Genomic DNA, 19856 nt, shown 5'->3' with positions numbered 1-19856 from the left:
TTCGCCCTGCCCGCTCTGTTAAATCACGGCGTAAAAAGCATTTTGGCCGGCGCAGCCCCGAGGGACCGCCCGCCCACCTTCCTGGAGCCGTCAGATGATCCCCCGCTATACCCGTCCCGAAATGGCCGCGATCTGGGAGCCGCAGACCCGGTTCAAGATCTGGTTCGAGATCGAGGCGCATGCGGCGGATGCCCTGGCCGAGCTCGGGACCATCCCCAAGGAGGCCGCCAAAACGGTCTGGGCCAAGGCCAAGGACGCCACCTTCGACGTGGCCCGCATCGATGAGATCGAGCGCGAGACCAAGCACGACGTCATCGCCTTCCTCACCCACCTCGCCGAGATCGTCGGCCCCGAGGCGCGCTTCGTGCACCAGGGCATGACCTCCTCCGACGTGCTCGACACCTGTCTCAACGTCCAGCTCACCCGCGCCGCCGACCTGTTGCTCGCCGACCTCGACAAGGTGCTGGCGGCGCTGAAGAAGCGTGCCTTCGAGCACAAGATGACGCCGGCCATCGGCCGCAGCCACGGCATCCATGCCGAGCCCGTCACCTTCGGCCTCAAGCTCGCCTATGCCTATGCCGAGTTCACGCGCGCCAAGGAGCGCCTGATCGCAGCGCGGAAAGAAGTCGCGACCTGCGCCATCTCGGGCGCCGTCGGCACCTTCGCGCAGATCGACCCGCGCGTCGAAGAGCATGTCGCGAAGGCCATGGGCCTCGTGCCGGAGCCGATCTCGACCCAGGTGATCCCGCGCGACCGTCACGCCATGTATTTCTCGACGCTCGGCGTGATCGCCTCCTCGATCGAGCGCATCGCGGTGGAGATCCGCCACATGCAGCGCACCGAGGTGCTGGAGGCCGAAGAGTTCTTCTCGGAAGGGCAGAAGGGCTCCTCCGCGATGCCGCACAAGCGCAATCCGGTGCTGTCGGAGAACCTCACCGGCCTGTCCCGCATGGTGCGCGCCTATGTGACCCCGGCGCTGGAGAACGTCGTGCTCTGGCACGAGCGCGACATCTCGCACTCCTCGGCCGAGCGCATGATGGGCCCCGATGCCACCGTCACGCTCGACTTCGCGCTGGTGCGCCTCGCCGGCCTGATCGACAAGCTCCTGGTCTATCCCGCCAACATGCAGAAGAACCTCGACCGCCTCGGCGGCCTCGTGCATTCGCAGCGCGTGCTGCTGGCGCTCACCCAGAAGGGCGCAAGCCGCGAGGACGCCTACAAGCTGGTGCAGCGCAACGCCATGCCGGTCTGGCGCGGCGAAGGCGATTTCCTCCAGCTCCTGAAGAAGGATGCTGAAGTGAAGAAATATCTCAGCGACGCCGAGATCGAGGAGCAGTTCGACCTCGGCTATCACCTCAAGCACGTCGACACGATCTTCAAGCGCGTGTTCGGGGAGAGCTGAGCGTCACGTCCGTAGCCCGGGTGAGCGCAGCAATACCCCGGCATTCACCTGCGAAAGATCCCGGATGTCGCTTCGCTCATCCGGGCTGCCCAACCAATCAAAAACGGATCCCCCATGCCCATCGTCAACCGCATCGCCGCCCTCTCCGACGAAATGGCCGCCTGGCGCCATGACTTCCATGAGAACCCGGAGCTGCTCTACGAAGTCCACCGCACCGCCGGCATCGTCGCCGACAAGCTGCGCGAATTCGGCTGCGACGAGGTGGTGACGGGCATCGGCCGCACCGGCGTGGTCGGCGTGATCCGCGGACGCAACTCGGCCTCCGGCAAGACCATTGGCCTGCGCGCCGACATGGACGCGCTGCCGATCATGGAGACCTCGGGCGTGCCCTACGCCTCGAAGGTGCCCGGCAAGATGCACGCCTGCGGCCATGACGGCCACACCGCCATGCTGCTCGGCGCCGCCAAATATCTCGCCGAGACGCGCAATTTCGACGGCACTGCGATCATGATCTTCCAGCCCGCCGAGGAAGGTGGCGGCGGCGGCAAGGCGATGGTCGAGGACGGGCTGATGACACGCTGGAACATCCAGGAAGTCTACGGCATGCACAACATGCCCGGCCTGCCGGAAGGCCATTTCGCCACCACGCCGGGCGCGATGCTGGCTTCCTCCGACAACATCCAGATCACGGTCCACGGCAAGGGCGGTCACGCCGGCGCCGGTCCGCACAAATCGGTCGACAGCGTGCTGATCGGCTCGCAGATCGTCAACGCGCTGCAATCGATCGTCGCGCGCAACGTCGATCCGCTGAAATCGGCCGTCATCTCGATCACCCAATTCCACTCCGGAACCGCCTTCAACATCATCCCTGAAGTCGCCGAGCTCGCCGGCACCGTGCGCACGCTCGATCCCGAGGTGCGCGATCTCGTCGAGCGCCGCATTGGCGAGGTCGCCGAGAGCGTCGCCCGCGCCTATGGCGGCTCGGCGGAGACGAAGTACACGCGGATGTATCCGGTGACGATGAACCATGCGCGCGAGGCCGGCCTTGCCGCCGACGTCGCCCGCGACATCGTCGGCAATGATCGCGTCAACGACAAGTTCATCCCGATGATGGGCGCCGAGGACTTTTCGTTCATGCTGGAGGCGCGTCCCGGCGCCATGGTGCTGGTCGGCATGGGCGACGGCAACGAGTGCCACCACCCCGCCTATGTCTTCAACGACAACATCCTCGGCCACGGCGCCTCGTTCTGGGTGCGCATGATCGAGACGAGGATGCCGGCGTAGCTGACCAAAGCTTGTAGCCCGGGTGAGCGGAAGCGACACCCGGGACAAGTCTCGTCAGATTGCAGCACTGCCCCGGATGTCGCTGCGCTCGATCGCCGTCGGCCTTGAACCCGAAATTGCGCACCAGCGGACAGACCCGCCCCGCGCGGCCGCAAAGGGATAGGTGGCGGCCCTCGTCAGTGGGCAACAGAGCGCAGGCCCGTTGGCTCGTCCGCCCTCAACATGCCGGATGTGGCCTCGCCCGAGGCGAGAGGCAGGGAGAACTGAAAGACCGCGCCCCGAGGCTCGTTGGCGCCGGCCCACATCCGTCCACCATGCGCCTCTATGATCGAGTGGCAAATGGCGAGGCCCATGCCCATGCCTGCCGGCTTGGTGGTGTAGAAGGCCTCGAACAGGCACTCGAGATTCTTCGGATCCAGTCCCGGACCGGAATCCCGCAAGGTGACGTGCACGCCGTTCGATACATCCCGGTCGGTGCTGATCAGCAACTCGCGTTCGTGCTCGCCAACCGCGGCCAACGCCTCGATCGCGTTGACGATCAGGTTGAGCAGCACTTGCTGAAGTTGAACCCGGTCCGCCGGAATGGTCGGCAGGCCTTCGGCAAGTTGCGTTCGTACCGAGACGCGGTTCTTGAACGCTTCACTGCGGGTCAGCGCGATGACGTCGAGCACCGCCTGGTTGATGTCCATATCCTCCTTTTGCGGCGGCGCTTTCCTTATCAACGCCCGGATCCGGCCGATGATGCCGCCGGCTCGCATGCCATCGCCGGTGATCCAGTCGAATGTCTGTCGAACCCGCTCCAGATTTGGCGGTTGAGCCTCCAGCCAATTCAACCCGGCCTCGGCGTTCGCCACGATCGCGGCGATCGGCTGGTTGACCTCATGGGCAATCGAAGCCGTGATCTGCCCCATCGTGGTGACGCGATTGGCGTGCGCGAGCTCCATCAGGGCTTCGCGGTAGAGCCGCTCGTGCTCGCGAGCTTCGGCCTCTGCCCGCTTGAGAGGCGTCAAATCGAGGACAAAGCCGACCCCTTGATCTCCACCTGGTGCAAACATCGTCCCGCCGATCAGCACGGAAACACGGCTTCCATCCTTCCGGACATACTCCTTCTCGAACGGCTGGGCCGTCCCGACCCGCTTCAACTCCGCCGCGGTTTTTTCGTCGCGGTCGCGCCATTCCGGCGGCGTCAGATTGTATCGATGCAGGCGCCCCGAAGCGAGATCATTCCGGTCATATCCGACGATGCGCAGGAACGCGTCATTGGCCTCGACAATGCGCCCCTCGACTTCCCAGATGATGATCCCGATGATGTTGGAATCGAACAGGCGCCGGATCTTGATATCCCGCGCTGCAAGATCGCTCTGCAGTTGAATGTTCTCCTCGGTCGCCTGTCTCCGCCGCTTCGCTTCGAGCCGCGCGAGCGCCAGCGCTGCTCCCGCAAGCGCGACGACGAGGACGACGGCGCCGGCAATCAGCCAGGTCCAGCGCTGCTCGAATGCGTCGGCATGCGTCTCCCGGTCGGCGAGCCGAAAGCGCTCATGATCCACCATCTGATCGATCTGCGAGCGGATCTCGTCCATGCTGCGGATCATCGCCAGCGCCGGCTGCCCGGACGTGCCGGCGGACTTCACCATCTGGTCAATCTCGCGCAGCTTTGCCGAAACGGTCAGCGCCAGATGTTGCGCGCGCAGACTTTGCAACGGATCGTCCGCGACCAGCGCGAGCAGCGCCTGCGCCTCGCGCCGCACACCTTCGTCGGAGACCCCGTAGGCTTTGAGATAGGTGGGGTCGAGGGTCATTAGATACCCGCGCCGTTCGGTCTCCAGCTCGGCGGTCATCGAACGCAACCGATCGAGCGTTTCGAGCACCTGGCGGCTGTGCCCAAGCACGTCGTGAGCCGCCTGCCGCTCCTGCTGATATTGCAGGCCGAGAAACGTCGTCGCAGCGAACAGCGTCAGTAGCGCCACGACCGCCACGATCAGCGGACGAGCCAGCCATCGCCAAGACGGGACCAGAGCAGGAACTGACATCGGCCTTGGGTCTTCGATGCTCGTGTGACAGCGCGTCTTCTGGTGTCGACGCCTGCGCGTGATAGAATAATAGCATGGATAGGTGGGGCGGAACGCGACATTCTCGCCCGCCAAGGTATACCGGTCTGGCCAGTCGTTGCGCGATGGCCGCGACATCACCGGCATGGCTCGTGTTGCGAATGATTGCCCGTCGCAGGGAGAGCCAACATGACGTACGCACACAGCGGTCGAAGTCCGACCAGCCGTCGCAGCTTCGTTACGGCATTGGGGGCGGCGGGCGCCGTGTTGCCTGCGCTGGCCGCGTTGCCGCGCTGGAGCTTCGCCGAGGATCGCGCAGCGACCTACGCCAGCGCGAACATCGATTGGAAGCAGTTTGCGGGACAGACCATCTCTCTTTCGGGCGCGATCCATCCCTGGTCGACTGCGATCACGCCGTTGCTGCCTGAGTTCACCCGGCTCACCGGCATCAACGTCACCATCGATTTCCAACTCGAAACCACATTCCTCGGCGCCTTGGCGATCAAACTGGCCCGCGGTAGCGCGACGCCCGACGTCTTCATGTTCACGGCCTATGGCCAGGGCATCGCAGGAGGGTGGCTCGAGCCGCTGAACGGCTATTATTCCAACCGATCGCTGACCGATCTCGGCTGGTACGACGAGAGCGACCTGCTCAAGACCGCTCAGGCCTTCCCGCTGTGGTCCGACGGCGAACGGTATGCCGTACCGATCACCTCCGAAGCGATGACCATGTTCATCAACGGTGACGCGCTTGCAGCCAAGAACCTGTCGGTTCCGCAGACGTTCGAAGAGTTGCTTGCGACCGCCAAGGCGCTCAAGTCCGGCGAGATGTCGGGGATGGCCATGCGGGCCCAGGCGAGCGGCAATTCCTCCCCGCCGGCCATGGGCTTCGTGTTCTCTTACGGCGGCGCCATAGTCAAGGACAACAAGGCCGTCTTCGCAAGCTCCGAAGCGATCGCCGCCGTCGAGATGTACGGGCGCCTGCTCAGCCAGGCCGGGCCCGGCGGCGTCGGCAGCTATGAATGGTACCACGTGCTGGACGATTTCCTGCAGGGACGGACTGCAATGGCAATCGACAGCAGCAATTTCGCGACCGACATCTCCAACCCGGCGCGGAGTCGCGTCGCGAAGCAGACCGTATTTGCAGTCTTTCCGCATCTCCCTGGTCGCGCGCCCGTGCCCTTCATGTCGCACTGGCAGGCCTGCATCAATTCAAGATCACGAAGCAAGCGGGCAGCTTTCCTGTTCCTGCTCTGGGCGACGAGCAAGCCGACATCGCTGCAGACTGCGGCAGCAGGGCTGGCGACGACACGCGTGTCGGCGTGGTCCAGCGAGGGTTTCAAGAGGGCATTCGGCTCGCAAGCCGCCGAGGCGGCGCTGACCAACCTGCAAAATGCCGATGTCGACCGCGCCAAGGCGATTCTCTTCCATCCGCGATCGAGATCGATCCTGGATGCGTTCATGATCGGCGTCAATGAAGTGGTCAACGGCGAGAAATCGGCAAAGGATGCCATGACCGGTGCAGCCGCGCAGGCCAACGCGGCGATCCGCGGGTAGCGGCGAGTCGGTCGCCGAACAAGTCCCCAACTCAACCTTGCGCGGCGTTCACCCCTGATACTGCAGCACGTGCATGCCGGCGTTCCAGTCGGAGACGAACATCAGCCCGTCGGGCCGGACATGGGCGTCACAGGTCTTGGCTGCGAGGGCGACGTTCGGCCGGGGGTCGATGAGCTTCGTCGGCGTCGGCGGCACCCAGTACGCAATCTCCTTCGGTGCGAAGGCATCCCTGATGTCGAACACTCTAACGCCCGCATTGTTGTAGGTCGCGAAGATCGTCTCCTCGCTCTGGAACGAGCCCGGCCGGTTCTCGTGCAGATTATGCGGGCCGAACGTGCCGCTCGTGCAAAAATCGCGCTCGCGCGGGGTCGGCAAGGTTGCGATCGGCACCGGGTTCTCGGGCGCGCGCACGTCGAGCACGAAGGTGTGGAACAGGCCCTTGGCGCATTTCTCCGCATTGGCTTCGTCCGCGACCATCGCGAGCTGTCGCTTGGGCAGCGGCAACGGCGTATGCGTGCCGCCGGCGAAGGGCGGCGACCAGTTGATATGGGACAGCAGCTTGGGATTGGCGGGATCGCTGATGTCGTGGATGGTGAAGCCGCCATCGCGCCAGGCGGCGTAGCCGCGATCACCCGCCGTGATCATGTGATGCAGCGCAAAGCGCTTGCCCTTGGGCGTCGGCGGCTCGCCGGCCGCGCGGTTCATGCCGGGCAGCCACCATTTCGCGATCACTTCCGGCCTGGTGATGGTCTCGAGATCGACCACGCACAGGATGTGGTCGGTGAAGCCGTCGAAATGCGCCGAAACATAGGCGTAGCGGCCGCCCGGCCACCACAGCCGGTTGATGCCGAACCCGGGCATCTCCAGGAAGGCGATCTCGCGCATCTCGCCCGGTTTCGAGATGTCGTGGATCGACAGGCCGGAGCGGAATCTTTTGGCCTTGGTGATGCTGTCGACCAGCGTGTTCTCGAAATAGCCGCGCATGTTGTCGTAGGACTGCATCGCGACGATGTTGGCGCCGTTCGCAACCAGCAGCAGGTCCTCTGCCGCCTGCAAATGATGGGTGCGGGTGTATTGCCCCGCCGTGAAGAAATTAACCGGCTTCAGCGCACGCGGATCGGAGGCGTCCAGGATCGTCACGCCGTCGCTGAACATGTGCCCGACATAGACGTGCTGCCGGTTGAACATCACTTGCACGCTGTCGGGCCGGCCGCCGATGTCGCTGTAGGAGATGTGCTGGATGCCTTTGCCGATGCCGTCCGGCGGAATGTCGGCCTCTGACGCCGAGGCCGGCCTCGACCAGGGCGATAGCGCGACAGCCCCGAACACGCCCGACAATTGCTGAAGGTGGCGGCGGCGCGAGAATTGACGCATCGGTTTCCCCCCATTTTTTGAGGGATGATGCGCGCACGACGCGAGGCATGCAAGCCCAGTGTCATGCGCCCTCACCTACACCTGCACCACCTCGTGCCGCATCACGAACGGTGCCAGCAGCGTATGCACTTCGCCGGCGACGATCTCGCGCTGGTCCGCCGGCACGCCCGTGAGCGTCACGGTGGCGATCGAGCCGTGGCTGCCATGGGCGCCGACCTTGACCTTGCAGTCGATGCCGCGCTCGACGAGCGGCGTCAGCACTTTCGTGAACACGCGCTGCGCGACGTCCCAGCGCAGCTGCGGCTTGAACACCTTGCCGACGCCCGTCACCGGCATCGGACCAGCGCGCTCGACGGCAACGACATCAGCTATGCGGGCCCGGGGTTCGCGAGCAGCACGAACGAACCGATCGCCACGTTCCGCTTCAATGGGCGCGGCGCGCGGCGTTTCGCCCACATCACCGAAGAGAATATTGGAAAGCCCTTCGCCATCGTGCTTGACGACAAGGTGATCTCCACCCCCGTGATCCGCGAGCCCATCAGTGGTGGTTCCGGCCAGATCTCGGGCAATCTCACCCTGGAGGAAGCAAGCAGCGTCCCCATGGTGATGCGCGCCGGGTCGCTGCCCGGGCGCCTCGAGCTGGTCGAACAGGAGGCGATCCAGCCTGCCGCCAAGCCCTGAGGCGGAAGGCACCCGGGCGCCCCGCCTCGCCGGGGCGCCCGGGTCCCTCCACGACCCCCACGCCCCCGAATCATGGGCAGGCGGAAGCCATACGCGCAACCAAGGGGCAATTGCCGAAACGCCCGATCGGGCTAAATTTGCCTCTTGCGGCATGACGGCCGAAGGCTTCATTCAAGCGGTCGTCATTCGATTTCCGCTATACGAGTACCGACCGGGACTGAAGGCCTTACGCGGGGTTAGTACCATGCCGTCCGGCAGCGCAGACATTTCCTCGATCCTCGACCGCATTCTCGATGCGGCGACGGATAACCTCAGGATCGCGAAAATCCTGGTCCAGATGGGGCTCGATCCCGAGAACGTCACTTACGACGCCATCTTCAATCGGCTGCTGGAGATCTTTGTCCACAACATCACGTTCGCCAATTTGTTCGCTGCGGTCGGCGCCGGCTTCTTCGTCGCAACCCTCCTGATGCGGACGATGGTGCCCCTGCGGGTGGCCAACATGATCGGCTGCGCGTTCTTCGCCGCTTTCGGCGCACTCTCGGCCAACGTCGCGACGTTCCTGCTCTATCTTCTCTTGCTTCCGATCAACGCCCTTCGCCTGCGGCAGATGCTCAAGCTGGTCAAGAAGGCGCGCCATGCGGCCGAGGGCGACATGTCGATCGAATGGCTGAAGCCGTTCATGACCGAGCGCAAATATCGCCGCGGCGACACGCTGTTCAAGCTTGGCGACCCGGCCAAGGAGATGCTGCTCACGGTCACCGGCAAGTTCCTGGTCAAGGAGATCAACGTCGAGATCCTGCCGGGCTCGCTGATGGGCGAGCTCGGCTTCCTGACGCCGGACAACCGTCGCACCGGAACGATCGAATGCATCGAAGACGGCCAGGTGCTGACGATCACCTATGACCGGCTGCTCGAGATCTACTTCCAAGACCCACAGTTCGGCTATTACTTCCTGGTGTTGACCAGCCAGCGCCTCCTGCAGAACATCGATCGCCTGCAGAAGCAGCTGGCGACCGAGCGCGCGGCGACCACGAACAAGATCGCCTGACGGCTGCTCAGCCGAGCAGCAGCGCCATGCCGGGATCGCCCTTTTCCATCGCCCGCCGGTAGGCGGGACGCGCACCAATGCGGCCGAGATATTTGACCACGTTCGGACAACGCGAGAGATCATAGGGCTGGAAGTAGCGCATCGTGGTGAGCGAGAAGCCCATCATGATGTCGGCGGGGGTGAAGGTCCTGCCCGCCAGATATTCGGCATCACCAACGCGCGCATCGACCAGATCGAAGGCGCGGTCGACGCGGCCCCTGGTCGCGGCCAGCAGCGGATTGTCCTCGGCGAGCTTGAGCCGGTTCAGGATCATCAGCCGGCCCATGCCGGCTTGCAGCGTGCCGTTGGCAAAGTGAAACCAGTACAGGAACTGCGCGAAATCAGGATCGTCAGGACGGAGCACGAGACGGCCACCGCCATGCTTGGCCATGATGTAGTCGACGATGGCACCGGATTCGGCGAGCACGAGGTCGCCGTCGGTGATGACGGGTGCGGCTCCGATCGGGTGCAAGGCCTTGTAATCGGGCGGCGCCAGCATGGTGACGGGATCGCGGGCGTAGCGCTTCAGCTCGTAGGGAATATCGAGCTCCTCGCACAGCCAGACAATGCGCTCGGACTGCGACTTGCCGAGATGATGGACCGTGAGCATGAGGCCTCCTGCGACCGCAACTGGAGCACTGTGATGCCGCGTCATACTTCGCGATGGCGGACTTCCCGGAGTTTTGCGGAGATGCCCCGGCGCATTCAACCCTTTTAGATCGGCCCCAGGCGGCCCCGCCGCAAAATCGCCCTAAAAACCGAATGGTAACCATGACGCCTTAAGGTAACAACGTGACCAATTCCCCGACGATCCTCGTGTTCGATTCCGGCCTGGGCGGGCTCACGGTGCTCCGTGAGGTCGTGGCCGCGCGCCCGGACGCACACTACGTCTACGTCGCCGATGACGCCTTCTTCCCCTATGGCCACCACAGCGAGGACGAGATCATCGCCCGCGTCGTGCCGCTGATGGGTCAACTGATCGGCACGCACGATCCGGACCTCGTCGTCATCGCCTGCAACACGGCCTCCACCCTGGTTCTATCGCACTTGCGCGCTGCTTATTCCCTGCCCTTCGTCGGCACGGTGCCGGCGATCAAGCCGGCCTGCGCACAGTCGAAGACCCGCCGCGTCTCGGTGCTCGGCACCAAGGGCACGGTCAAGCGCGAATACACCAAGGCGCTGATCCGCGATTTCGCGCAAGGATGCGAGGTAACGCTGGTCGGCTCGCCCGAGCTCGCCTCGCTGGCCGAAGCCGAGCTGAGTGGCGCTTCCGTCAGTGACGACGCCATCCGCGCCGAGCTCGCCCCCTGCTTCGTCGGCGAGGAAGCGGGCGCGCGCACCGATACCGTGGTCCTCGCCTGCACGCATTATCCGCTGCTGCTCGACCGGCTGAAGCAACTCGCACCCTGGCCGGTCGACTGGATCGACCCCGCCCCCGCCATCGCCCGCCGCGTTTCAGACCTTCTCGGCGCGCGCATCGCAGGCGTCGCGCAGTCCGGCGCCAAGATGATTTTCACGTCGAACCGCGTGCACGGCCTCGGCGCCACGCTGACGCCGTTCTTCGGCGGCCGCGTGCTGGCCTGACTTTCCGCATTGACGACGCGCTGCTAGGCTCTGCCGTCGTCATCCGCGCGCAGGTCATCACATGTCGATCCCCGCAACGCCGCTCAATCGCCTCCGCCAATTGTGGAGCGAGGGGCGCCCGGCCTTCGGCGCGATCGCGACCATCCCGAGCGTGCAGCTGGTGCAGATCATGGCGCGCTCGCTCGACTGGATCGTCATCGACCTCGAGCACGGGCCGATCGGCCTCACCGAAGCGCATGCGATGATCGCCGCCACGACAGGCACGCCGTGCACGCCCCTGGTGCGGATCGCGGCCAACGAGCCGTGGCTTGCCAAAGCGCCGATGGACATCGGCGCCTTCGGCATCAACTTCCCGATGATCACCAGTCGTGACGAGGCCGAGAAGGCGGTGCGCAGCGTGCGCTACCCGCCGCGCGGCGATCGTCTCTGGGGCCCGTTCCACGCCCCGTTCCGCTGGGGCCAGTCGATGCCGGATTACATGGCCTCTGCCGACGACGAGATGATCTGCATGGTCACCATCGAGCATGTCGAGGCCGTCAACCGCATCGACGAGATCATGGCGACACCCGGCATCGACGTCGCGGTGATCGGCCCCGGCGATCTCGCCACCTCCATCAACAAGCGCGGCCGGATGGACGATCCGGAGCTGTTGGAGCTGGTGGCGCGCGCCGAAGCCGGCATCCTCAGAAGCGGCGTGCCGATCGGCGGCGTGGCCCGCACCGCCGAGCAAGCCAACGCCCTGATCGACCGCGGCTACCGCGCGATCGCGCTCGGCTTCGACTGGTCGCTGTTCCAGCGCGGCATCACGGCCGCGTTCGAGGGGATCAGGCGCTGAACTTTGCCACCTTTACCGTAGGCTCACGGGGATAAGGCTATGAAAGTGCTCGGGGTTTACGTCGTCGACAAGTCCAAGCCGCTGGCCTCGCCGGCGCCCTGATGCGGCGAACCGACCGATCCCAAAGGGGTTGGTTCGTGCTGGAGCGGGAAGCGAGCGGGGGACCCCCGCTCGCTGCACATATTTTCATCCGCGGGAACCGAAAAAGCGATGTGGGGGACACCCAGGACCATTTCGCTGCCGCGCCGCCGACCCCATCACGCCCGGCCCCTTCATCGTCAGCGGTGGTCGAGCCCGCCCAGACCATCCATATCGAGATCCGCTGGGATCACGGGGTCACGGATCCAGCCCCCATCGCCCGGGTCCTGACCCGGCTGGAGCAGGTCCTGAATGCTGAAATCGCTGCCGAATTATGGGCAGCCGGCGCCGAGCCGGTCCCGGCGGTCAGGACCTGATTCCGGGGCCATTCGCATTGACAGTGAACCCCAAACTCCCCTAAAAGCCGCCTGCTCTCGGGCCGATTTCGGCCCGCGAAGCGTTTCGCGACCCGTGGTCGGCTCCCTTAAGCTTTGGGGATCGGACCTGTCGGTGGCGGGCCTGGCCCGTCACACAGGAGGGCGCGTTTCCTCAAACCATGCAACCGAAGAGGACGCGATGACTAAGCGCAGTGAGGCGAAGTACAAGATCGATCGCCGTATGGGCCAGAACATCTGGGGTCGCCCGAAGAGCCCCGTGAACCGCCGCGAGTACGGCCCCGGCCAGCACGGCCAGCGTCGCAAGGGCAAGCTGTCCGACTTCGGCGTGCAGCTGCGCGCCAAGCAGAAGCTCAAGGGCTACTACGCCAACATCTCCGAGCGTCAGTTCCATGGCATCTATGTCGAGGCGAGCCGCCTCAAGGGTGACACCGGCGAGAACCTGATCGGCCTCCTCGAGCGTCGTCTCGACGCGGTCGTGTACCGCGCCAAGTTCGTCTCGACGATCTTCGCCGCCCGTCAGTTCATCAACCACGGCCACATCAAGGTGAACGGCCGCAAGGTCAACATCTCGAGCTACCAGCTCAAGGTCGGCGACGTGATCGAGGTCAAGGAAGCCTCCAAGCAGCTCGCCCACGTGCTCGAAGCCAGCCAGCTCCCCGAGCGCGACGTGCCCGACTATCTCGAAGTCGACCACGGCAAGATGACCGCGAAGTACACCCGCATCCCCGGCCTCTCCGACGTGCCGTTCCCGGTGCAGATGGAGCCCCATCTGGTCGTCGAATTCTATTCGCGCTGATATCTCCGCGTTCCATTGCTCAAAGGCCCCGGTTTCCGGGGCCTTTGTCTTGTGGTAACATGCTCTCGATGTCCCAGACGACCGACGAGCTCTCCAACATCACCCCATCGGCAACGCCTTCCGAGGCGGAGCTTGAGGCATGGGCCAAGCTGCCCCGTGACGAGCAGGTCCGCCGATATCAGGCGCTGTTCGCTCAGCCCGATTGCAACAATTTCACATCGGACACGCCGGACGACATCCTCGTTGCCGCGCGCCAACGTGTTGCTCAACGCCGCCATGGCTGAGTATCGGTTATCGGAGCGCACCCGAGCCGACCTGATCGACATCTACGACTTCACCGAAAGCCGGTTCAGCAAATATCAGGCTGAAGCTTATTACGCTGGTCTGATCCGTTCCTTCGGACTTCTCGCCGATTTTCCCTTGATCGGCCAGCAAGTGGATGAACTTGCGGCCGGCTATCGACGCTTCCAATCCCATCTGATCTTCTACACGGTACAACCCGACCACGACGAGATCCGCGCCATTCTTCACGGCGCGCAGGACATCAGACCGCAATTGTTCGACTAGATGAAATGACGAGATCAGCCATGCTCTACACCCCTCCCCCGATCGATCCCAAGGCGCCGCCCGTGCGCATCAATCTGCTCTCGGACACGCAGACCAAGCCGACGGCAGGGATGCGCGAGGCTATGGCGCGGGCGGAGGTCGGCGACGAGCAGGTCGGCGACGATCCGACCGTGAACGCGCTGTGCGAGCGCGTTGCGGATCTGCTCGGCAAGGAGGCCGCGGTCTACATGCCGTCGGGCACGATGTGCAATGTCACCGCGACGCTGGTGCATTGCCGTCCCGGCGACGAGATTCTTGCGCACGAGACGGCGCACATCATTGCCCGCGAAGGCGGCGCGCATGCCGCGATCGGCGGCTTTCAGGTGACGCAGCTCAAGGGTCCTGACGGCCAGTTCACGCCGGAGACCTTTCGCAAGGCGCTGCATCCGCGCACGCGCTATCAGCCGCCGCAGACCGTCGTCAGCGTCGAGCAGACCGCCAATATCGGCGGCGGCACGATCTGGAAGAAGGCCGCGCTCGACGAGATCGTCGCGATCGCCAAGCAACACGGCCTCGTCACCCACATGGACGGCGCACGTCTCCTCAATGCCACCGTCGCCAGCGGCATCTCCCCGCGCGACATGACCGCGGGCTGGGATTCGGCCTGGATCGACTTCTCCAAGGGGCTGGGCGCGCCGATCGGCGGCGTGCTCGCAGGCACACGCGCCTTCATCGATGCGGTGTGGCAATGGAAGCAGCGCCTCGGCGGCTCGATGCGGCAGGCCGGCATCTGCGCCGCGGCCTGCATCTACGCGCTCGACCATCACGTCGAGCGCCTTGCCGACGACCATGCCAATGCCCGCGCGCTCGCCCGCGGGCTGTCGCAGATCGCAGGCATCGAGGTGCAGGAGCCCGAAACCAATCTCGTGTTCTTCAAGCCCGACGGGGCCGGCATTGCCGGCGACAAGATGGTGGCCGCGCTGCGTCAGCGCGGCGTGACGCTGGCGATGATGGACGGCCGCATCCGCGCCTGCACCCATCTCGACGTCAATGCGGCCCAGGTCGAGGAGACGATCGGACACGTGCGCGAGATCGTGCGCAGGGCGTAACTACCGCCCCATCGCCTGATAGATCAGCGTCTTCAGCGCGAGTTGAATGCGGCCTCGCTGCGAGGGTGTCTGCACCATGAAGATCCCGAACAGATCGTCTTCGGGATCGATGAAGAAGAAGGTGCCGCCCACCCCGTCCCAGCGATATTCGCCGAGCGGCCATGACGTGCCTGATGGCACCGAGGTGCGCACGGCGAAACCGAGGCCGAAGCCGGAGCTGCTGCCCGGATAATAGTTCTGGTCGCGCGCGATTCTGGTCTCCGGCCCGCAATGATCAGACGCCATCAGCGCGATGGTCTCGGGCGTGAGATAGCGCCGCCCTTCAAAAGTGCCGCCGTTCAGCAGCATTTGCGAGAAGCGCGCGTAGTCGCCGACAGTGCCGACGAGGCCGCCGCCACCCGACTCCCATTTCAGCGGTTTCCTGATATCGCGGACCTGCGTCATCGGGCTGATCGCGCGATCTTGCGGCATAGGCTCGGCGATGCGCGGCCACTTGGCGGGATCGGCGACATAATACGCCGTGTCCATCATCCCGAGCGGATCGAGCAGCCGCTCTTTCTCGAACTGGAACAGCGATTTTCCCGAGATCACCTCGATGATACGGCCGAGCACGTCGGTGGAGAGGCCGTAGTCCCAGATCGTGCCGGGCTGCTCGGCGAGCGGCAGCGTGGCGATCTTCGCGACGAGTTCGGCATTGGTCAAAGCCTTGTTGCCGAACAGGCCGGCGTCGGCATAGAGCCTGTTCACCAGCCCCCCGCCGTAATAGCCGTAAGGAAGCCCGGCGGTGTGGCGCATCAGATCCTTGACCGTGACCGGACGATTGACCGGCTCGAAGGCCAGCGAGACCTTGTCGTCCTCGGCCTTCGTCTCGACGCCGACCTTCATCTCGCCAAAGGCCGGAATGTATTTCGAGACGGGATCGTCGAGCGAGAGCTTGCCCTCCTCGACCAGCATCATCGCCATGACCGTCGTGACCGGCTTCGACATCGAGTAGAGGCGGAAGATGGTGTCCGCGCTCATCGAGAGCGCGGTCGCCACGTCCCGGACGCCGAAATTCTCGTAATAGACCGGCTTGCCGTGCTGCTGCAGCAGCAGGATCGCGCCCGGAAACGTCCCGGCGAGGATCTCCTTGCGGATGTAGTCGGAGACCCTTGCGAGGCCCTCAGGCGAGAAGCTGCGCGCGGCGCGCGTCTCCGAGCCCGCTTGCGCGCCGGCCGCACTCAACAGCAGAACGAGCGCCGCGAACAGCGCACGGCGCCCGAACATGTCAATTCTCCATGGCTTCATAAACCAGCAGCTTCAGCGTCCGCTGCACGCGCTGGCGCTCGGTCGGGGTCTGCTCCAGCAGAACGAAGAACATGTCCTGCTTGGGATCGATCACGAAATAGCAGCCGGAGGCGCCGTCCCATTTCAATTCGCCGAGATCGCCGGGCGGCGGCGGTTTTGCGTTGCCGGGATCGGTGCGGACCGCGAGCCCGAGACCGAAGCCGAAGCCGTCGCCGGGGAAATAGAAATAGTCGCGATCAACGCCCGATTTCGGGCCGATCTGATCGGTCACCATCAGCTTGAACGTCTCCGGCTTGAGGATGGTCTTGCCCTCGAGACTGCCGCCATTGAGCAGCATCTGCGCGAAGCGCTTGTAGTCCGCCATGGTCGTGACCATGCCGCCGCTGGCGAACATGATCTTCTTGACGACGGTGGGATCGTTGATGCGGCCGACGCGGAAATCCGCGTCATTCGGCACCGGCTGTGCCAGCAGCTTCTGCTTCTCTGGATCGGTGACGTAGAAGCCGGTGTCGACCATGCCGAGCGGCGTGAGCAGCTTTTCCTGCATGATGTCGATCAGCGGCTTGCCGACGGCGATCTCCATCACGCGCGCCAGAATGTCGGTGGAATGGCCGTATTGCCACAGCGCGCCCGGCTGGTTGTGCAGCGGAAGTTTCGCGATGCGCTCGGCGAACTCGGCGAGGTCGAAATCGCCGGCATAGATGTTGGCGTCGCGATAGGCCTTGCGCACCAGGCTGTCGCCGTAGAAGCCATACGTGATGCCGGAGGTGTGCGTCATCAAATCGTGCACAGTCATCGGCCGGTTCGGCGGCACGAGCTCGAGCGACTTGCTGCCATCCTCGGCCTTCTTCTCGACGCCGACCTTCACATTGGCGAAGGACGGAATGTATTTCGAGACGGGATCATCCAACTTGATCTTGCCGTCCTCGATCAATTGCATCGCGACGACCGAGGTGATCGCCTTGGTCATCGAGAACAGGCGGAAGATGGTCTTGTCGGTGATCGGCGCCTTGCTGACCACGTCCTGTACGCCGAAAGCCTCGTGGTAGACGGGCTTGCCGTGCTGCTGGATCAGCACGGTTGCGCCGGCGATCTTGCCGGTCGCGACCTCGTTCTTGAAGAAGTCACTGACCCTCGAGAGCTTGTCCTGGTTGAAATGCGCGCCGGCCGGAATCTCGTAGGTGCCTTCCGCGCGTGCCAGTGACAGCAGGCCGAACGACAACAATGCGCCATAGACAAATGGGCGCGGTCCAAAATGAAAATTCATATCCCCTCCCCGGAAAATGGTCCGGCGGAGTGTACTGACGGCGTCATCAGGCACAAGGGCCGCTGTGGCGCGCCAGCGCTTCGGAATGGAGTTTGGCACTCGGCTCCGCGAAGCAGCAGAACACCACGCGGGTGACCGATGGCGCGGCGGCGAGCCCTTCGATGGTCGTGCGCACCGCGATATCGGCGGCCCGGTCGGCAGGAAAGCCGAAAATGCCGGTCGAAATCGCGGGGAAGGCCACCGAGGTCAGCGCGTGCTTCCCACACAGCTCCATCGCACGGCGATAGCAGGAGGCGAGCAGGTCGTCCTCGCCGAGCGTACCGCCGTTCCAGACCGGCCCGACGGAGTGGATCACATGGGCGGCCTTGAGCCGGTAGCCCTTGGTGATCTTGGCATCGCCCGTCTTGCAGCCGTAGAGCATCCGGCACTCGGCGAGAAGCTCGGGCCCGGCCGCGCGATGGATCGCGCCATCCACGCCGCCCCCACCGAGGAGCGACGTGTTCGCCGCGTTGACGATGGCGTCAACGCGCAGTGTCGTGATGTCGGCAATGACGACGTCGAGCTCCGCGCCGCCGATCCGGCGCGACAGCACGGTCATGCCTTTAGGCCGCGACGACGACGCCCTTCTCGGAGAAGAGCTGCTGCAATTCGCCGGCCTGGAACATCTCGCGGACGATATCGCAGCCGCCGATGAACTCACCCTTCACATAGAGTTGCGGGATGGTCGGCCAGTTCGAGTATTCCTTGATGCCGTTGCGCAGCTCGGCGGATTCGAGGACGTTGAGGCCCTTATAGCCGACACCGATATGGTCGAGGATCTGGACGACCTGGCCGGAGAAACCGCACTGCGGAAATTGCGGCGTCCCCTTCATGAACAGAACCACGTCGTTCGACTTCACTTCGTTGTCGATGAATTCCGCGATGCTCATATCCGTGTCCTTCTGGGGCAGAGCCCTCACCAATTGCTTCGGGCTGGCTCAGCCGTTTAACCCGATACCTGCCGCTATATGTAGCCCAAACCGTTGTGCATCCAAAGTAAAATGGCGGCGAACGGTCCCCGTCCAGGCCTTGGGCAGCCGGCCCCGGCGCCCCGCCCATTGCATGATGGCACAAATATCATCACCGGGGAGGACTTTCATACCGTAACGGAGGCCCTATCTAGGACGAACCTTGGTTTTGGAACCGGGCAACGCCAACAACGTTCTCTTGTCCTGTCTGGAGAAAAACGTGACGAAACCAGCCTCCGCCACGGCCGCCTCCGCGCTTTCGTCACTATCCTCCGAGGAGGGCAGCCTCGCCCCGCGGCTGGAAGAGGCTTTTCTTGCGGTTCGCAACGAGACCGAGCGCCGGGCCGCGCCGCTGTCGCCGGAGGACCAGCAGATCCAGTCCATGCCCGATGCGAGCCCTGCGAAATGGCACAGGGCCCATACCACCTGGTTCTGGGAGCAGTTTCTGCTCGGCGAGCACGCCCCCGGCTACCGGCCCTTTCACCCCGATTTCGCGTTTCTGTTCAATTCCTATTACGTCAGCGCCGGCCCGCGTCATGCCCGCAACCATCGCGGCGACATCACCCGTCCGAGCGCGGACGAGGTCGGCGCCTACCGCAGATATGTCGATGCGGCCGTCGTCGAATTCTTCCGCGAAGCGAGCGTCGACAAGCTCGCAGCCCTGGCGCCGCTGGTCGAGGTCGGGCTCAACCACGAGCAGCAGCATCAGGAATTGATGTTCACCGACATCCTGCACGCGTTCGCGCAGAATCCGGTCTATCCGGCCTATGACCCGGACTGGCGCTTGCCGGCGGCGACGCGCACCGGCGACGACTGGCTGACGCTCAATGAAGGCATCCACACCGTCGGCCATGTCGATGACGGCTTCCATTTCGACAACGAGAAGCCCGCTCATCGCGCCCTGGTCGGCCCTGTCAAGGTCGCGCGCAATCTCGTCACGAATGGCGAATGGCTCGCCTTCATGCGCGAGGGCGGCTACCGGACGGCAACGCTGTGGCTGATGGACGGCTTCGCCGCGGCCAGCAAGGAAGACTGGCAGGCCCCCGGCTATTGGCGCGAGGTCGACGGCGCATGGCAGGTCATGACGCTGGCCGGCCTCAAGCCGGTCGATCCCGACGCGCCGGTCTGCCATGTCAGCTATTACGAGGCGGATGCGTTCGCGCGCTGGGCCGGCAAGCATCTCCCGACCGAGATGGAATGGGAGGTCGCGGCCCGCACCAGGCAGCTCAACGACGCCTTCGGCATCGTCTGGCAATGGACCCGCAGCTCCTACTCGCCCTACCCCGGCTATCGCGCCGTCGAAGGCGCGCTCGGGGAGTACAACGGCAAGTTCATGGTCAACCAATTGGTTCTGCGCGGCTCATCGCTTGCAACTCCGGAGGACCACAGCCGCATTAGTTATCGCAACTTCTTCTATCCGCACCATCGCTGGCAGTTCACGGGACTGCGGCTCGCCGATTACGTCTAGTCCTTAATCCGACGACAGATGCGCGCCGGACAGCGCGTTCAGGAG

Annotated in this window: 18 protein-coding genes and 4 pseudogenes; 14 read left to right on the top strand and 8 right to left on the bottom strand. The window is 64.4% G+C overall.

Features of this window, described 5'->3' with window-relative positions; all coding sequences use genetic code 11:
- The first annotated feature begins 94 nt into the window (after positions 1-94).
- Together purB and ACRQ5Q_RS15905 are read left to right on the top strand one after the other, a co-directional pair.
- Positions 95-1402 (top strand): adenylosuccinate lyase, encoded by a 1308-nt coding sequence (gene purB / locus ACRQ5Q_RS15910; RefSeq protein ID WP_439398855.1) that lies wholly within the window; start codon positions 95-97, stop codon positions 1400-1402.
- A 114-nt stretch (positions 1403-1516) separates the two neighbouring features.
- Entirely contained in the window at positions 1517-2686 is a 1170-nt protein-coding gene (locus ACRQ5Q_RS15905; protein ID WP_439398853.1) for a M20 aminoacylase family protein, read from the top strand.
- Positions 2687-2862: 176 nt separating this feature from the next.
- On the opposite strand, the gene ACRQ5Q_RS15900 is transcribed toward ACRQ5Q_RS15905, so the two are convergent.
- Positions 2863-4716: an ATP-binding protein gene (locus tag ACRQ5Q_RS15900; protein ID WP_439375643.1), complete on the bottom strand. Its 1854-nt coding sequence runs from the start codon at positions 4714-4716 to the stop codon at positions 2863-2865.
- A gap of 435 nt (positions 4717-5151) precedes the next feature.
- Here ACRQ5Q_RS15900 and ACRQ5Q_RS15895 point away from each other — a divergent pair, with 435 nt between their 5' ends.
- Positions 5152-6291, top strand: a complete 1140-nt coding sequence (locus tag ACRQ5Q_RS15895) for an ABC transporter substrate-binding protein (protein ID WP_439369128.1) — start codon at positions 5152-5154, stop codon at positions 6289-6291.
- Positions 6292-6339: 48 nt separating this feature from the next.
- Here the strand turns inward: ACRQ5Q_RS15895 and ACRQ5Q_RS15890 are convergent, their stop codons facing one another.
- Positions 6340-7665 carry an LVIVD repeat-containing protein gene (locus ACRQ5Q_RS15890; RefSeq protein ID WP_439398851.1) on the bottom strand — a complete coding sequence of 442 codons (1326 nt, stop codon included), beginning with the start codon at positions 7663-7665 and terminating at the stop codon, positions 6340-6342.
- A gap of 75 nt (positions 7666-7740) precedes the next feature.
- Positions 7741-8010 (bottom strand): annotated as a pseudogene (locus tag ACRQ5Q_RS15885) (acyl-CoA synthetase); the annotation flags it as partial.
- Between ACRQ5Q_RS15885 and ACRQ5Q_RS15880 the strand changes: the two are divergent.
- Positions 8002-8346: pseudogene (locus ACRQ5Q_RS15880) on the top strand (preprotein translocase subunit SecD); the annotation flags it as partial. The pseudogenes ACRQ5Q_RS15885 and ACRQ5Q_RS15880 sit on opposite strands and share 9 nt — an antisense overlap.
- A 244-nt stretch (positions 8347-8590) precedes the next feature.
- The gene (locus ACRQ5Q_RS15875) at positions 8591-9397 is read left to right on the top strand and encodes a Crp/Fnr family transcriptional regulator (protein WP_439369130.1); all 807 of its coding nucleotides are present in this window, start codon (positions 8591-8593) and stop codon (positions 9395-9397) included.
- 7 nt (positions 9398-9404) lie between these two features.
- Here the strand turns inward: ACRQ5Q_RS15875 and ACRQ5Q_RS15870 are convergent, their stop codons facing one another.
- A complete protein-coding gene (locus ACRQ5Q_RS15870; RefSeq protein WP_439369131.1) occupies positions 9405-10046 on the bottom strand; it encodes a glutathione S-transferase family protein in 642 nt (213 codons plus the stop codon).
- Between the two features lie 182 nt (positions 10047-10228).
- Here ACRQ5Q_RS15870 and murI point away from each other — a divergent pair, with 182 nt between their 5' ends.
- The 8 genes and pseudogenes from murI to ACRQ5Q_RS15830 all read left to right on the top strand — a co-directional run bounded on the left by murI (position 10229) and on the right by ACRQ5Q_RS15830 (position 14782).
- Positions 10229-11020: a glutamate racemase gene (gene murI, locus ACRQ5Q_RS15865; RefSeq protein ID WP_439398849.1), complete on the top strand. Its 792-nt coding sequence runs from the start codon at positions 10229-10231 to the stop codon at positions 11018-11020.
- A 61-nt stretch (positions 11021-11081) separates the two neighbouring features.
- The gene (locus ACRQ5Q_RS15860; protein ID WP_439398847.1) at positions 11082-11855 is read left to right on the top strand and encodes an HpcH/HpaI aldolase family protein; all 774 of its coding nucleotides are present in this window, start codon (positions 11082-11084) and stop codon (positions 11853-11855) included.
- A gap of 21 nt (positions 11856-11876) precedes the next feature.
- Positions 11877-11957 (top strand): annotated as a pseudogene (locus ACRQ5Q_RS15855) (cupin domain-containing protein); the annotation flags it as partial.
- Positions 11958-12108: 151 nt separating this feature from the next.
- A pseudogene (locus tag ACRQ5Q_RS15850) lies at positions 12109-12310 on the top strand (acyltransferase); the annotation flags it as partial.
- Positions 12311-12509: 199 nt separating this feature from the next.
- Positions 12510-13127: a 30S ribosomal protein S4 gene (gene rpsD, locus ACRQ5Q_RS15845; RefSeq protein WP_439369134.1), complete on the top strand. Its 618-nt coding sequence runs from the start codon at positions 12510-12512 to the stop codon at positions 13125-13127.
- Between the two features lie 68 nt (positions 13128-13195).
- Positions 13196-13411: a hypothetical protein gene (locus ACRQ5Q_RS15840; RefSeq protein WP_439398845.1), complete on the top strand. Its 216-nt coding sequence runs from the start codon at positions 13196-13198 to the stop codon at positions 13409-13411.
- Positions 13371-13694 carry a type II toxin-antitoxin system RelE/ParE family toxin gene (locus ACRQ5Q_RS15835; protein WP_439398844.1) on the top strand — a complete coding sequence of 108 codons (324 nt, stop codon included), beginning with the start codon at positions 13371-13373 and terminating at the stop codon, positions 13692-13694. Before ACRQ5Q_RS15840 ends, ACRQ5Q_RS15835 begins: the two co-directional genes overlap by 41 nt.
- Positions 13695-13714: 20 nt before the next feature.
- Positions 13715-14782 carry a threonine aldolase family protein gene (locus ACRQ5Q_RS15830; RefSeq protein ID WP_439369138.1) on the top strand — a complete coding sequence of 356 codons (1068 nt, stop codon included), beginning with the start codon at positions 13715-13717 and terminating at the stop codon, positions 14780-14782.
- On the opposite strand, the gene ACRQ5Q_RS15825 is transcribed toward ACRQ5Q_RS15830, so the two are convergent.
- Genes ACRQ5Q_RS15825 through grxD form a run of 4 tightly spaced genes read right to left on the bottom strand, consistent with a single transcriptional unit; the run spans position 14783 to position 18265 of the window.
- A complete protein-coding gene (locus tag ACRQ5Q_RS15825; protein WP_439398842.1) occupies positions 14783-16048 on the bottom strand; it encodes a serine hydrolase domain-containing protein in 1266 nt (421 codons plus the stop codon).
- A 1-nt stretch (position 16049) separates the two neighbouring features.
- Positions 16050-17336, bottom strand: coding sequence for a serine hydrolase domain-containing protein (locus tag ACRQ5Q_RS15820; RefSeq protein WP_439398840.1), 1287 nt, complete (start codon positions 17334-17336; stop codon positions 16050-16052).
- Between the two features lie 46 nt (positions 17337-17382).
- Complete coding sequence (locus ACRQ5Q_RS15815; RefSeq protein ID WP_439369143.1) at positions 17383-17934, bottom strand: O-acetyl-ADP-ribose deacetylase; 552 nt, start codon at positions 17932-17934, stop codon at positions 17383-17385.
- Between the two features lie 4 nt (positions 17935-17938).
- On the bottom strand, positions 17939-18265 hold the full coding sequence (gene grxD, locus ACRQ5Q_RS15810; RefSeq protein ID WP_018647423.1) for a Grx4 family monothiol glutaredoxin: 327 nt from the start codon (positions 18263-18265) through the stop codon (positions 17939-17941).
- Between the two features lie 247 nt (positions 18266-18512).
- On the opposite strand from grxD, the gene egtB reads away from it, so the two are divergent.
- On the top strand, positions 18513-19811 hold the full coding sequence (gene egtB, locus ACRQ5Q_RS15805) for an ergothioneine biosynthesis protein EgtB (RefSeq protein ID WP_439399816.1): 1299 nt from the start codon (positions 18513-18515) through the stop codon (positions 19809-19811).
- The last annotated feature ends 45 nt before the right edge of the window (positions 19812-19856 follow it).

This window comes from Bradyrhizobium sp. PMVTL-01, from assembly GCF_051861855.1.
GTDB lineage: Bacteria > Pseudomonadota > Alphaproteobacteria > Rhizobiales > Xanthobacteraceae > Bradyrhizobium.
The sequence above is the reverse complement of the archived record's forward strand: the minus strand, read 5'-3'. Positions and strand labels throughout refer to the sequence as shown.